General features: G+C 65.0%; 8 protein-coding genes. 5 read left to right on the top strand and 3 right to left on the bottom strand.

What is annotated here, in order from left to right; genetic code table 11:
- The first annotated feature begins 82 nt into the window (after nt 1–82).
- The 3 genes from D3F03_RS07720 to D3F03_RS07710 are packed head-to-tail and all read left to right on the top strand — an operon-like array spanning nt 83 to nt 6,008.
- Nucleotides 83–1,399, top strand: coding sequence for an efflux RND transporter periplasmic adaptor subunit (locus D3F03_RS07720; RefSeq protein ID WP_119108814.1), 1,317 nt, complete (start codon nt 83–85; stop codon nt 1,397–1,399).
- 12 nt (nt 1,400–1,411) lie between these two features.
- The gene (locus tag D3F03_RS07715) at nt 1,412–4,573 is read left to right on the top strand and encodes an efflux RND transporter permease subunit (protein WP_119108813.1); all 3,162 of its coding nucleotides are present in this window, start codon (nt 1,412–1,414) and stop codon (nt 4,571–4,573) included.
- Complete coding sequence (locus D3F03_RS07710) at nt 4,566–6,008, top strand: efflux transporter outer membrane subunit (protein ID WP_245960541.1); 1,443 nt, start codon at nt 4,566–4,568, stop codon at nt 6,006–6,008. Before D3F03_RS07715 ends, D3F03_RS07710 begins: the two co-directional genes overlap by 8 nt.
- 43 nt (nt 6,009–6,051) lie before the next feature.
- Here the strand turns inward: D3F03_RS07710 and D3F03_RS17150 are convergent, their stop codons facing one another.
- Complete coding sequence (locus D3F03_RS17150) at nt 6,052–6,246, bottom strand: hypothetical protein (protein WP_147414715.1); 195 nt, start codon at nt 6,244–6,246, stop codon at nt 6,052–6,054.
- Between D3F03_RS17150 and D3F03_RS07705 the strand changes: the two genes are divergently transcribed.
- Both D3F03_RS07705 and D3F03_RS07700 read left to right on the top strand, forming a co-directional pair.
- Nucleotides 6,236–6,859: a Crp/Fnr family transcriptional regulator gene (locus D3F03_RS07705; protein ID WP_119108812.1), complete on the top strand. Its 624-nt coding sequence runs from the start codon at nt 6,236–6,238 to the stop codon at nt 6,857–6,859. The genes D3F03_RS17150 and D3F03_RS07705 overlap by 11 nt on opposite strands.
- A 306-nt stretch (nt 6,860–7,165) precedes the next feature.
- Nucleotides 7,166–9,226 (top strand): sensor domain-containing diguanylate cyclase, encoded by a 2,061-nt coding sequence (locus D3F03_RS07700; RefSeq protein WP_119108811.1) that lies wholly within the window; start codon nt 7,166–7,168, stop codon nt 9,224–9,226.
- Between the two features lie 13 nt (nt 9,227–9,239).
- On the opposite strand, the gene xdhB is transcribed toward D3F03_RS07700, so the two are convergent.
- Nucleotides 9,240–11,666: a xanthine dehydrogenase molybdopterin binding subunit gene (gene xdhB / locus D3F03_RS07695; protein ID WP_119108810.1), complete on the bottom strand. Its 2,427-nt coding sequence runs from the start codon at nt 11,664–11,666 to the stop codon at nt 9,240–9,242.
- Nucleotides 11,663–13,162, bottom strand: a complete 1,500-nt coding sequence (gene xdhA, locus D3F03_RS07690) for a xanthine dehydrogenase small subunit (RefSeq protein WP_119109443.1) — start codon at nt 13,160–13,162, stop codon at nt 11,663–11,665. The genes xdhB and xdhA overlap by 4 nt, the downstream gene beginning before the upstream one ends.
- Nucleotides 13,163–13,318: the final 156 nt, after the last annotated feature.

Raw genomic sequence — 13,318 nt, 5'->3', positions numbered from 1 at the left:
GCGCGTCGCACGCGGTTTCCAAAGTCCTACTAGACTGGCGCGCTTGCCGGTATCGCCTGCCGCGTCCCCGAAAGAATTTCTCATGCCTGATCTGCAACGCGCTACGTTCGCCCCCGTGTTTTCTGCCCTTGCTCTTCTTGGCAGGCCGCCTCGCAGCGTGAACCGTCTGGCCATTGCAGGCGCCATGGTGTTGGCACTCACCGCATGCGGCAAGGGGGATGCGCCGAAAGGGCCACCCGGTGGCGGGATGCCGCCGCCAGAGGTGGGGGTGATCACCGTTGAGCCGCGCGAAGTGGGCTTGCTCACCGAACTGCCGGGCCGGCTCGAAGCCTCGCGGGTGGCGCAGGTGCGTGCCCGTGTGTCCGGCATCGTGCAAAAGCGCCTGTTTCGCGAAGGTAGCGATGTAAAAGCCGGCCAGTCGCTGTACCGCATTGACGACGCGCCGTATGCCGCCGCCGTGCAAAGTGCGCAGGCTGCGTTGGCGCGGGCTGAGGCCAACTTGTCGCAAAGTAGTGCACTCGCGCAGCGTTACAAGCCGCTGCTCGCGGCCAATGCCGTCAGCCAGCAGGATTACGCCACTGCCGTGGCTGCGCAGCAGGCCAATGCGGCCGATGTGGCGGCAGCCAAGGCTGCCGTGACCACGGCGCAGATCAACCTGAAATACGCCAATGTGGTTGCGCCGATTTCCGGTCGTATCGGTCAGTCGCTCGTGACGGAAGGCGCGCTGGTCGGACAGGGCGAAGCGACGCAGTTGGCGGTGATTCAACAGATCAACCCGCTGTATGTGAATTTCACCCAATCGGCGGCGCAGGTCATGGCACTGCGCAGCGCCATGGAGGCAGGCCGTCTCAAGAGTGCCAGCGGCACGCAGGCCGCCGTGGTGCGTTTGGTGCTGGAAGATGGCACGGAATATGGAGAGCCAGCCAAATTGCTGTTCTCTGACTTGACGGTAGACGCCAGCACCGGTCAGATCACGCTGCGAGCCGAAGTGCCGAACCCCGGCATGCGCCTGTTGCCCGGCCTGTATGTGCGTGTGCGATTGGAGCAGGCGCAAGCCGGCAATGCGGTGCTTTTGCCCCAGCAGGCAGTGACGCGCTCCGCTGGCGGCGACAGCGTTCTGGTGGTGGGGGCCGATGGCAAGACCGTGCCACGCCAGGTCAAGCTTGGGGGTCAGCAAAACGGCAATTGGGTCGTGCTCGAGGGGCTGCAAAAAGGTGAGCAGGTCGTAGTGGATGGTTTTCAGAAGCTGCGCGGCAACGCGCCCGTCAAGGCCGTGCCATGGAGCCCCCCTGGAGCCAAGAAGGCTGACGGCCCGGCCAGCCCGGCCGCCGACGCGTCCCCGGGGGGCGCCAGCAGTGCGAAGGCACCGGCTTCTTCCGCCAGTGCAGCCAAGCGCTAAGGGGCGCGCAATATGGCGAAATTCTTTATTGACCGGCCCATCTTTGCGTGGGTGATCGCGCTTTTCATCATGGTGCTCGGCGGCGTGGCCATCACGCAGTTGCCGATTGCCCAGTACCCGCCGGTGGCGCCGCCGTCCATCGTCGTCTCGGCGGCGTACCCGGGCGCGTCTGCGCAGACGCTGGAAGACAGCGTGCTGTCCGTCATCGAGCGCGAGATGAACGGCTCGCCGGGCCTGATTTACATGGAATCGGTGTCTCAGGCCAACGGAACCGGCAGCATCACGCTGAGTTTTGAGCCCGGCACCAACGCCGATCTGGCGCAGGTGGACGTACAGAACCGTCTCTCCCGCGCTGCGCCGCGCCTGCCGGCGGCAGTGACGCAGCAGGGCGTGCGCGTGGACAAGTCACGCAGCAACTTCTTGCTGTTTGCCATGCTCTCGTCCGATTCGCCCGATTGGGATCCGGTGGCCCTGGGCGACTATGCTTCGCGCAACGTGGTGCCCGAGTTGCAGCGACTCCCCGGCATTGGTCAGGCGCAATTGTTTGGTACCGAGCGTGCCATGCGGATATGGATTGATCCGGACAAGCTGCTTGGCTACAACCTGAGCAGTGCCGACGTCACGGCAGCCATCCGCGGGCAGAACGCGCAGGTGTCGGCGGGTGAGATGGGCAGCCTGCCCAACGTCGCCGGTCAGGGTATTTCGGCGACGGTGGTGGTCAACGGTCAACTGGACAGTGTGAAGGAGTTTGGCGCCATCATCTTGCGCGCCAACCCGAACGGCAGCACGGTGCGCCTGCGCGACGTGGCGCGCATCGAACTCGGGGGGCAGTCGTATGCCACCTCGGCCCGCCTGAATGGCAAGCCGTCTGTCGGCGTGGGTTTGCAGCTCGCGCCGTCGGGCAACGCTCTGGCAGCGGCCAAGGCGGTGCGCGCCAAGATGGCGGAGCTGGAGCGCTTTTTCCCGCAAGGCATGAAGTGGTCGATTCCCTACGACAGTTCGCGCTTTGTGCAGATTTCCATCGCCCAGGTGGCGCAGACGCTGGCGGAAGCCGTCGGCCTGGTGTTTCTGGTGATGTTCCTGTTCCTGCAAAACCTGCGCTACACCATCATTCCGACGATTGTCGTGCCGGTGGCGTTGCTGGGCACCTTTGCCACGCTGCTGGCGCTGGGCTTTTCCATCAACGTGCTGACCATGTTTGGCATGGTGCTGGTGATTGGTATCGTGGTGGACGACGCCATTGTGGTAGTGGAAAACGTCGAGCGCATCATGAGCGAGGAGGGCCTGCCCCCGCACGAGGCCACACGCAAGGCCATGGGCCAGATTTCTGGCGCCATTGTGGGCGTGACGGTGGTGCTGATTTCCGTGTTTACCCCGCTAGCGTTCTTTGCCGGTTCGGTGGGCAATATCTACCGCCAGTTTGCAGCGGTCATGGTGTCCTCGATCGCGTTTTCTGCCTTCCTGGCCCTGTCGCTCACACCCGCACTGTGCGCCACGCTGCTCAAGCAGGTGGAGGCCGGGCACCACCATGCCAAGAGTGGTTTCTTTGGCTGGTTCAACCGGGGTTTCAGCAGCACCACCCACGGCTACGAAGGTCTGGTGGCGCGCGTGCTGCGGCGTGCTCCGCGCACGCTGATCCTGTATTTCGCCATCGGTGTGGCGGCCGCGCTGGTCTATACGCGTCTGCCGACGTCTTTCCTGCCTGAAGAGGACCAAGGCACCATGCTGGTCAATGTCCAGCTTCCTCCTGGCGCGACCCAGGAGCGCACCCTGGACGTGATGAAGCAGGTCGAAGGCTTCATGCTCAAGCAGCCCGAGGTGCAAAGCATGGTGAGCGTGCTCGGTTTCAGTTTTTCCGGCCAGGGGCAGAATGCGGCGCTTGCATTCATCACACTGACCGACTGGGACAAGCGCAAGGGCCCAGGCAGTTCTGCCACGGGGTTGGCCGGGCGTGCGTTCGGTGCGCTCTCTGGCATTCGCGATGCCTTCATCTTCCCGCTTAACCCGCCGCCGATTCCCGAGCTCGGTTCTTCTTCGGGTTTCAGTTTCCGCCTGCAAGACCGTGCCGGCCTGGGCCACGACGCCCTGCTTGCCGCGCGCAACCAGTTGCTCGGCATGGCGGCCCAAAGCAAGGTGCTGTCCCAGGTGCGCCCTGACGGGCTGGAAGATGCGCCGCAATTGCAGATCGACATCGACCGTGCCCAAGCCAGCGCGCTTGGCGTGTCGTACGATGCCATCAACAGCACTATTTCCACGGCGCTGGGCTCGGCCTATGTGAACGATTTTCCGAATGCTGGACGCCTGCAGCGGGTCGTGGTCCAGGCCGATGCGCCTGCACGTATGCAGCCCGAAGATTTGCTAAAGCTCAACGTGCCGAACGCGCAGGGCAAGGCTGTGCCGTTCTCGGCTTTTGCGAGTACGCATTGGGTGACGGGTGCCATGCAGACCGTGCGCTACAACGGCTATCCGGCCATGCGCATCAGCGGATCGGCGGCCCCAGGTCAGAGCACCGGCACGGCAATGGCAGAAATGGAGCGGCTCGCCGCACAGCTGCCGGCGGGTTTCGGCTACGAGTGGACGGGCCAGTCGCGTGAAGAAAAACTTGCGGGTTCGCAGGCCATCGTCGTGTACGCCTTCTCCATTCTGGCGGTGTTTCTGTGCCTGGCGGCGCTGTATGAGAGCTGGTCCATCCCATTGTCGGTCATCCTGGTGGTGCCGTTGGGCGTGCTCGGTGTGCTGCTCGCGACGTTTTTGCGAAGCTATTCGAACGACGTGTATTTCCAAGTGGGGTTGGTGACCATCATTGGCCTGTCGGCCAAGAATGCGATCTTGATCATTGAATTCGCCAAGGACCTTCAGGCCCAGGGCAAGAGTGTGATCGAGGCGGCGCTGGCGGCTGCCCACTTGCGGTTTCGCCCTATCGTCATGACCTCCATGGCCTTTACGCTGGGGGTGCTGCCACTGGCGGTGGCGACTGGGGCTGGCTCGGCCAGCCAGCGCGCCATCGGTACCGGCGTGATTGGCGGAATGCTGACCGGTACTGCGCTGGCGGTGTTCTTTGTTCCCATCTTTTTCGTGTTGGTGCGCGGCCTGTTCAAGGGCAGTGCGCGCCAACGCCAGTTTGACGCCCAGCATGCGCACCAACACAACGCGGCGGAGGACCACCATGCCTGAGGCCACCATGGAGCCCATTCCTACGCGCGTGTCCCGGCTACGGCTGCTGGCGACCAGTGCACTCGCTGTGTTGGCTACCGGCTGCTCGTTTGTGCCTACCTACCAGCGCCCTGAAGCGCCGATCGCGGCACAGTTCCCTCAAACGCCGGCCAGTACGGGCGCAGGTCAGCCTGCGGCAGACATCCCGTGGCAGGATTTCGTGCGCGACGCACGCCTGCGGGCCATTATTGCGCGCGCCCTGGACGGCAATCGCGACCTGCGTCTGGCCGCCTTGGCCATTGAGCAGGCGCATGCGCAGTACCAGATCCGCGCCGCTGACAGAGTTCCCACCGCCAACCTGGCGGCCAGCGGAACCCGCCAGCCGGCGACCAATGGCAGTGGCGGTATCCAAAGCGCCTATACGGCGGGCGTTGCCCTGGCATCCTGGGAAATCGATTTTTTCGGCCGCATAGCCAGTTTGCAAGAGTCGGCGCTGGCCCAGTATCTGGCCACGCAGGAGGCGCGCAATGCGGTGCAGACCAGCCTGGTGGCAGCGCTTGCCAACGCCTGGCTGAGCCTTCAGACGAACGATGCCTTGCTGGCCTTGACGCAGCGCACGCTTGCCACGCGCGAAGATTCGCAGCGGCTGACCCAGTTGCGCTTTGACCAGGGCGTGAGCTCGGCACTTGATCTGCGCCAGGCCGAATCGCTCACGGCTGCTGCGCGCGCTACGCTCGCGCAGCAGCAGCGCCTGCGTGCGCTGGACGTGAACGCGCTCACCTTGCTGGCGGGTGGGCCCTTGCCAGAGGACTTGCTTCGTACCGATGGCCTGCCATTGGCGACGTTTGCAGACGTTCCAGCGGGTCTGCCTTCAGACTTGCTGACGCGCCGGCCCGACGTGCTTCAAGCCGAGCAGCAGTTGCGCGCGGCCAATGCGAACATTGGCGCTGCCCGTGCGGCGTTCTTCCCACGTATTTCGCTGACCGCCAGCGCGGGAACAGGGAGCAGTGCGCTGTCCGGGTTGTTCAAGAACGGCTCCTGGGGTTGGACCTTGGCACCGCAGGCCTTGCTGCCGATTTTTGATGGGGGGCGCAACCAGGCCAATCTGGATTCGGCACTGGTCGGTCGCAAGGTGGCCGTGGCGCAGTACGAGAAAACCATTCAGGTGGCGTTTCGGGAGGCGGCTGATGCGCTTGCAAGCCGGTCCACGCTCGGTGAGCAACTGACTGCGACACAGGCGCAAGCAAGCTCAGAGGCCGACCGTTTCCGCTTGGCCGACCTGCGCTACCGCAATGGCGTTGCCAGCTACTTGGACGTGCTCGACGCCCAGCGCTCGTTGTTTGCGACGCAGCAGAGCGTCGCGCAGATTGGGTTGGCGCGCCAACAAAACGAGGTGGCGCTGTACAAGGCATTGGGGGGTGGCTGGCGCGATGCAGCGCCCGCAGCCGGGTCTTGAGCGCTATGCCGGAACCTTGCGTATCTGGCGAATTCTCGGATCATCATGCAGCGACCACCATGCCTCGCTTGCTTGGCGACAGGGAAATCGACAGACCATCGATGTTGCATTGCAGCATGCGCGCCGGCTTGATGCAAGACAAATGGCACCCGTGCCAGAGGTCTGGTCGGCAGCCCTTTTGATATTGCTCAATATCTGCATTCTGACCACCTTGCAAAGTGGTTTGGATGTTGCCCAATCTCTCTTCTCCTCTCTCCGCTGCAGTGGAATCTGCGGTACCTGGCGAGGTGCTGCGGCAGCGCCATGAGCGCCCTCAGGACGTTTTGCATCTGTTGCAAGGGCGGGTGATCCTGTGCGTGCGTGCGGGGGAACAGATCCGCCATCAGCTCGGCGTGGTCGATGGCCCGTTCTGGCTTGATGCTGCCTCTGCCATGCTGGAGCAGCCCTGTGTCGTCGATATGGTTGCCGAAACCCGAGTGCAATTGCGGCGCCAGCCTTTGCCGCAGTTTCGAATGGCGGTGGAAGCATTGCCGCGCGCGGCACAACTGTTGATGCATGACATGGCCATGGGGTACCACCAACAAACAGAGTTGGCGGTGAGCCGCCTGGCGCAGGACGCCGAAGCGCGTTGTGCGCAGTGGCTGTTGCACCACGCGCAGAACGACGCCAACGGCGCGATGAGTGTGACGCTGCACCAGCGCAAACGCTTGATTGCCGCGCAGCTGGGCATTGCACCGGAAACCTTCTCGCGCGTACTGCGCAGCCTGCGTGAGCATGGGTTGATTCACGGCTCGGGCAATGTGCTCAAGCTCTTGCAGCCACGCGCGCTGCAGGCTGTGGCGGGTGTTTGATACAGGTTCGCAAGCAAAGATGTAATAGCGTTGCTTCGCCTTGCCGTACGTCTGTACGGTTCGCGGCTTCGCGCCTTGTGTTCTCTTTGATTCCAAACCCGTATGAGGCTCGTGCCTGTGTTTGAAGGCCTCGCCCGCCCGTTTGCGTGAGGCTGTCCTGTGTTTCTCAGGGTTTTCATACGCCCTGTTGCGGGTTCCACCCAAGCACGGTGGCTGTGAGGGCTGCGTATATTCATTGGCAGCCATGTCTGCCATTTCGTTCTTACCTGTCACCGTGGTCGCCTCGCGATCCCGGTCAGCTGCGCCATGAGCACGTGGCAGGACGCCAGACATTTCGTGCTGCCAGGCTCCTTGGGCCTGCGCATGGTCTTGCTGCTGGTCGCTGCCGTGGCCTTGGCTGGGGCTTTCTCGGGCTGGGTCGCCACGCGCGCCGCCGCTGACGAAGCCCTCCAGCGGGTCGTGCGCCAGCAGGGCGATGAAGTGCAGACCTTGGCGCGCGTGCTCGCCAGCAAGATTGAACAAAGCCAGAAAGTGCTGCGCACCGTAGCCGCAGGCATTACGCCTGAAATGCTCGAAGCGCCATCGTCGCTCGATTGGCTGCTCCAGCAAGGCTTGCCTGCAGTGCAGTTTTTTGACGCCATGCAGGTGGCCCGGGCCGATGGATCGTTGCGCGTCAACCTGCAATATGGTGTGCAGGGGGAGGCCGCCGCCTTGGAGCCCGATGAGCGCGATACCCTGCGGCGCACGCTGGTGGAGGGAAAACCCATTGTGTCCGAGGTGGTCGGCAACCGTGCCGGCGATGCGCGCGTGCTCTTCACCCAGCCGCTGCACGCCAAGGACGGGAGCGTAATGGGCGTGGTCGCGGGTGCATTGCGCCTGCAATCGCAGGGGTTGCTGCCTGCGTCCATTGCGCCTCCTGAACGCTCGGGCTCGCGCCTTGTGGTGTTTGCACGGGACGGCACCATCCTGTCCCATCCAGACCCCACGCGCGTGTTGGGGAATGTGAGCGATGAGCCGGGGCTGAAAGAGGTGAGCCAGCACTGGCTTGAGGCGCAGGGTGCGGGCGGTGATCGGATACTCACCGAAACGGTGTCAGGCCATGTGGTCAGCTTGGCGGGCATGCCGCTGCCGCAATGGACCGTTGCACGCATCAGCGATACACAGGCGCTGCTGGCCCCTTTGAAGGGGGCGCAGCGCCGCGCGTGGTGGCTGGCCGCCATGGCAGTGGGCCTGATCGCGTTGGTCGCGGCAATGCTGAACCTTTGGCAAATGCAGCCACTGGCACGTCTGCGTGAGCGTGCGGTGCGGCTAGCGCAGCCGAGCGGATTCGACGATTCGGTGGCACCGGTGCAGGCCTGGGGCGACGAGGTGGCGGCGCTGACACAAGCGCTGGAGACGATGGTGCAGCAGCGCAATGGACAGCAGCTGCATGATCGGGCGTTGGCTGGGCGGCTGCAAGCCATTCTCGACCATGCCCCGGTAGGGCTTGTGATTACCCGCGCTGCGCGCCTGAGCATGCTGGGACGCCAGGCCGCGCAAATGCTGGGCTATGCGCCCGATGAATTGCAAGGCAAGGCTGTGCGTGCGCTGTACGGGTCCGATGATGCGTATGGGCAATGGAAGAAGCGGGTACGCACTGCGTTTGCCGCTCACGGTGCTTTCGACGGTGACGTCTGTTTCGCCCGCAAGGACGGCAGCCCGGTCTGGGCGCGTGTGCAGGGGCGTGCCGCGGAATCACCCGGCATGCTGGCGGGAACGGTGTGGATTCTGGAGGAACTGACGGCCGTGCACGAGGCGCGTCGACAGCGCGGGCGCGAACGCCTGCACGATCCTGTCACGGGCCTGCCTGATCGGCGCGCATTTGAGGACCGCCTGCGGGGGGTGCTGCTGGGTCGCGCGGCAGCAGGCCAATCGGTGGGCCATTCAGAACCTGACGCTCTGTGCGGCGTGGTCATGTACCTGGATCTGGACTATTTCACGTTGGTGAATGACATTGCGGGCCACGAAGCCGGCGACGACGTGTTGGCGCACGTTGCGCGCCTGCTGGAAGCGCAGGTGCGCCAGGCGGGGTGGGTCGCGCGGCTGGGGGGCGATGAATTTGTCGTCGTCATGCCTGCCTGCTCTGCTGCGCATGGTTTGGCTGTGGCCGAGCAATTGCGCGCAGCCGTGTCTGCCTGGGAGCCGGTGTACGGTGGTCGCAGCTTTACCTTCAGCGTCAGCATCGGCTTGGTGCCGTTGACCAGCGAGCTCAAAGATGTATCGGCGGTGCTGCGCGCTGCCGATATGGCGTGCTACGAGGCCAAGCGGGCTGGACGCAATCGGGTGGTCATGCCGCGTGGAGCCGTGCAGTTGATGGTGGACACGTAGTCAGGCCTGCCGTTTACATGCGGCCGAGTGCGCGCAGCACGTTTTCCGCGGTGGCCGGTGCCGTCAGCGCAATGGGGCCGTTGGCCTTGCCTCCTGGCCAGGCGGCGGCAATCGCGTGGCGCAGCGCCTCGTACACGCTGACCGCCAGCATGAAAGGCGGCTCGCCCACGGCCTTGCTGCCGCCCACGTTGTCTTCGCGGTTTGCTTCGGGCCACAGGGCGATGCGAAAGTGTTCGGGGACGTCGCCCGTGGCAGGAATTTTGTAGGTGCTGGGCGCGTGCGTGGCGAGCGCGCCGTCGGCCTTCCAGACCAGTTCCTCGGTGGTGAGCCAGCCCATGCCCTGGATGAAACCGCCTTCGATCTGCCCGATGTCGATCGCCGGGTTGATGCTGTGGCCCACGTCGTGCAGGATGTCCACCTTGAGCACCCGGCTCTCGCCCGTGAGGGTGTCGATCACCACCTCGCTGCAGGCGGCGCCGTAGGCGAAGTAGAAGAACGGGCGCCCGGTCAGCGTGGTCTTGTCGTAATGAATTTTGGGCGTGCGGTAGAAGCCGTCGCTCCAGAGCTGGATGCGGTTGGCGTAGGCCTCTTTGACCACCTCGTTGAAGCTGCGCCGACCTTTGGGCGAAATGACTTCGCCTCCGGCAAACGAGATCTCGCCCGCGCCGCAGGTGTCGAGCCCGCAGACGAAGGAGGCCAGGTTGTCGCGGATGTTGCGCGCCGCAAACTGCGCCGCGCGGCCGTTCAAGTCGGTGCCACTCGACGCCGCAGTGGCGCTGGCGTTGGGCACCTTGCTGGTGTCGCTGGCCGTCACCAGCACCTGCGCCATCGGCACGCCCAGCTCGTCCGCCACGATCTGCGCCACCTTGGTGTGCAGGCCCTGTCCCATCTCGGTGCCGCCGTGGTTCACCTGCACGCTGCCGTCGGTGTACACATGCACCAGCGCGCCGGCCTGGTTGAACAAGGTGGCCGTGAAGCTGATGCCGAACTTGACCGGCGTGATCGCGATGCCACGGCGCAGCACTGTCTGCTGGGCGTTCCAGGCAGCAATCTCGGTTGCTCGCGCGCGGTAGTGGCAGGTTTGCTCCAACTGGGGCATCAGTGCGTGCAGGATGTTGTCTTCCACCTGCATCTGGTAGTGCGTGGTGTCGCGCTTGGCCTTGCCGTCCGCAAGCGGCTCGTCGCTGTAGAGGTTGGCCATGCGCACGTCGAAGGCGTCGAGCCTGAGCGCGCCGGCGATGTCGCCCAGAATGCGCTCGATGGCAATCACGCCCTGCGGGCCACCAAAGCCGCGAAACGCGGTGTGGCTTTGCGTGTTGGTCTTGCAGCGGTAGGACGCCACCAGCACGTTTTCGAGGAAGTACGCGTTGTCGCAGTGGAACACCGCACGGTCCGCTACGGGGCCGGAGAGGTCAGCGGAAAAACCGCAATTGGCCAACATGGTCAGCACCAGCGCCGTGATGCGGCCGCGCCCGTCAAAACCCACCTCGTAGTCGTAGGCAAAGGGGTGGCGCTTGCCGGTGACCAGGAAGTCGTCGTCGCGGTCAAGCCGCAGCTTGACCGGCGCGCCAAACTTGTGCGCCGCCACGGCGGACCACACGGCCAGATGGCCGGCCTGCGTTTCCTTGCCGCCAAAACCGCCGCCCATGCGCCGGCACTGCACGGTGACGGCGTGGTTGTCGATGCCCAGTGCGTGCGCCACCCAGTGCTGCACTTCGCCAGGGTGCTGCGTGCTGGAATGAATCCACCACTGGTTCTGCTCCAGCGGCAGGGCGTAGGCGATCTGGCCTTCCAAATAGAAATGCTCCTGGCCGCCCACATCGAAACTGCCGCCGAGGCGGTGCGGCGCATGCGCCATGGCCTCCTCAGGCGCGCCGCGGCGCACGAACACGGGCGGCAGCACGTAGCTCTGCTGCGCGTGCGCCGCGCGTGGGTCCAGCACCGCCGGCAGGGGGGCAATGTCCACCTGCACGGCGCGCGCAGCGCGGCGCGCCTGCATGACGGACTCGGCGACGACCACGCCAACCACCTGGCCCACGTGCTGCACGGTCTCAAAGGCGAACACCGGCTCGTCGTGCGCAAATGCGGCCAGCATCTTGTCGCCCGGAATGTCGGCCGACAGCACCACGCCACGCACGCCGGGCATCGCCAACGCGGCGGCTGTGTCCACACCGTTCAAGCGCCCGTGCGCCACTTTGGACAGGATGGGCGCGGCGTACAGCGTGCCCTTGAGCTCGGGCAGGTCGTCGATATAGCTGGCGTTGCCCGCCACCTGGGCGCGTGCGCTTTCGTGCGCATGGGGTTGGCCCAGCGCCCGCGGTGACGCGGCTGCCGCTTGGCTTTGCGGCGCGGGCGGCAGATTGCCCGCAGCGTCGGCTGTCACGGTCACCGGATCGGCCACGGCATCGCGGCTCAGGGAAAGCTCATCGCGTGCAGTCATGGCAATTCCTCCAAGGCCAGCAGGTCCAGGCTGGCCGGTGCACCCCCTTGGGTCTCCAGCCAGAAGCGCAGGGGCAGGGCGGCCAGCATGGCGCGGCGGTAGGCGCTGCTGGCGCGCATGTCCGAGATCGGATTGAACTCGGCCTGCAGTGCGGCGGTGGCGGCCTGCACCGTGGCTTCGCTCCAGGGCTGGCCGACGAGCGCGGCCTCGGCCGCGCGGGCGCGGGCCGGCGTGGCGGCGACACCGCCGGCACCTATCGAGGCTGCTTGAACAGAACCGTGTTCGATGGTGAGGTTGAGCACCAGGCACACCGCCGAAATGTCGTCGTCAAAGCGCTTGGACACCTTGTAGGCGCGCAGCCGTTCATGCGGTTGGGGCAGGGGCACGTGGATGCGCAGGAGCAACTCGTCCGCCGCCATCACGTTTTGCCGGTAGCCGGTGTAGAGGTCTTCCAGCGCCAGCTCGCGCGTGCCGCGCACGCTGCCCAGTTCGACGCGGGCGCGCAGCGCGATCAGGAGCGGCATCGAGTCGCCAATCGGCGAGCCGTTGGCCACGTTGCCGCCCAGCGTGCCCGAGTTGCGCACCGGCAAGCCGGCAAAGCGGGCGGCAAAGCGCAGGGCGTCGGGCCAGTGCTGCTGCAAGGCGCCAAAGGCATCGGCCAGCGTCACGGCGGCGCCAATGCGCAGGTGGCCGGCATCGCGCTCGATGCGGCGCAACTCGGCCGCCTGGGTGACGTCCAGGACCTGCGCAAACTGGCGGTGCTGCTTGGTGACCCACAAGCCCACGTCGGTGCAGCCCGCCACCACCTGTGCCTGCGGGTGTGCGGCGCGCGCCGCCAGCAGGGCCGCTTCCGTGGTAGGAGAAATATAGGTCAAATCAGGCTCTAGCGCTTGTCTATCAATCGCTAGCAGCTTCAATTGTTGTAGCAACTTGGTTTCGTTGACGGCCTGCACCGGCAGATCGCCCATGGCCTGGGCGGCGTCCAGAATGGGGCGGTAGCCGGTGCAGCGGCACAGGTTGCCCGACAGGTCGTGCACCGCATCGGCGCGCGTGATCGCCTCGCCTTTGCAGCAACGGTTCTGGTACATGGCAAACAGGCTCATCACGAAGCCGGGGGTGCAAAAGCCGCACTGGGAGCCGTGTGCTTGGACCATCGCCTCCTGCGCGGGGTGCAAACCTGCTGCGGTATGCGCGTCGCTCGTCTCGATCAACGGGTCCTCGGTCAGGTCTTCCACCGTCCACAGCGCCATGCCGTCGATGGAATGCGCCAGCCGGATGCAGGCGTTGATGGCGCGGTAGCGGATGCGTTCCTGGTCGCCGGTGCCTTCCCTTTCGCCCAGCACCACGGTGCAGGCGCCGCAGTCGCCTTCGCCGCAGCCTTCCTTGGTTCCGGTGGCGCCCAGGTCGTCCCGCAGCAGCTCCAAGAGCGTGCGCTCGGGTGGTACATTGGCCAGCGCTACAGGCTGACCGCGACGGATGAAGTGCAAGGGGCGCATGGTCAAAGGGTACAGCGGTACAGGATGAGAGCGGATAACAAAACTCTCTTGGCGTTGTTGCTCTGCCTTGCCGTACGGTTTGTACTGCCTGCGGCAGAGCGCCTAGCCAAGATCGCTTCGCTGAGTGGTGTGATCCGCTCCCAATGCGGTTACTAA

It is taken from the genome of Simplicispira hankyongi (assembly GCF_003570885.1).
GTDB classification, from domain to species: Bacteria; Pseudomonadota; Gammaproteobacteria; order Burkholderiales; family Burkholderiaceae_C; genus Simplicispira; species Simplicispira hankyongi.
The sequence above is the reverse complement of the archived record's forward strand: the minus strand, read 5'-3'. Positions and strand labels throughout refer to the sequence as shown.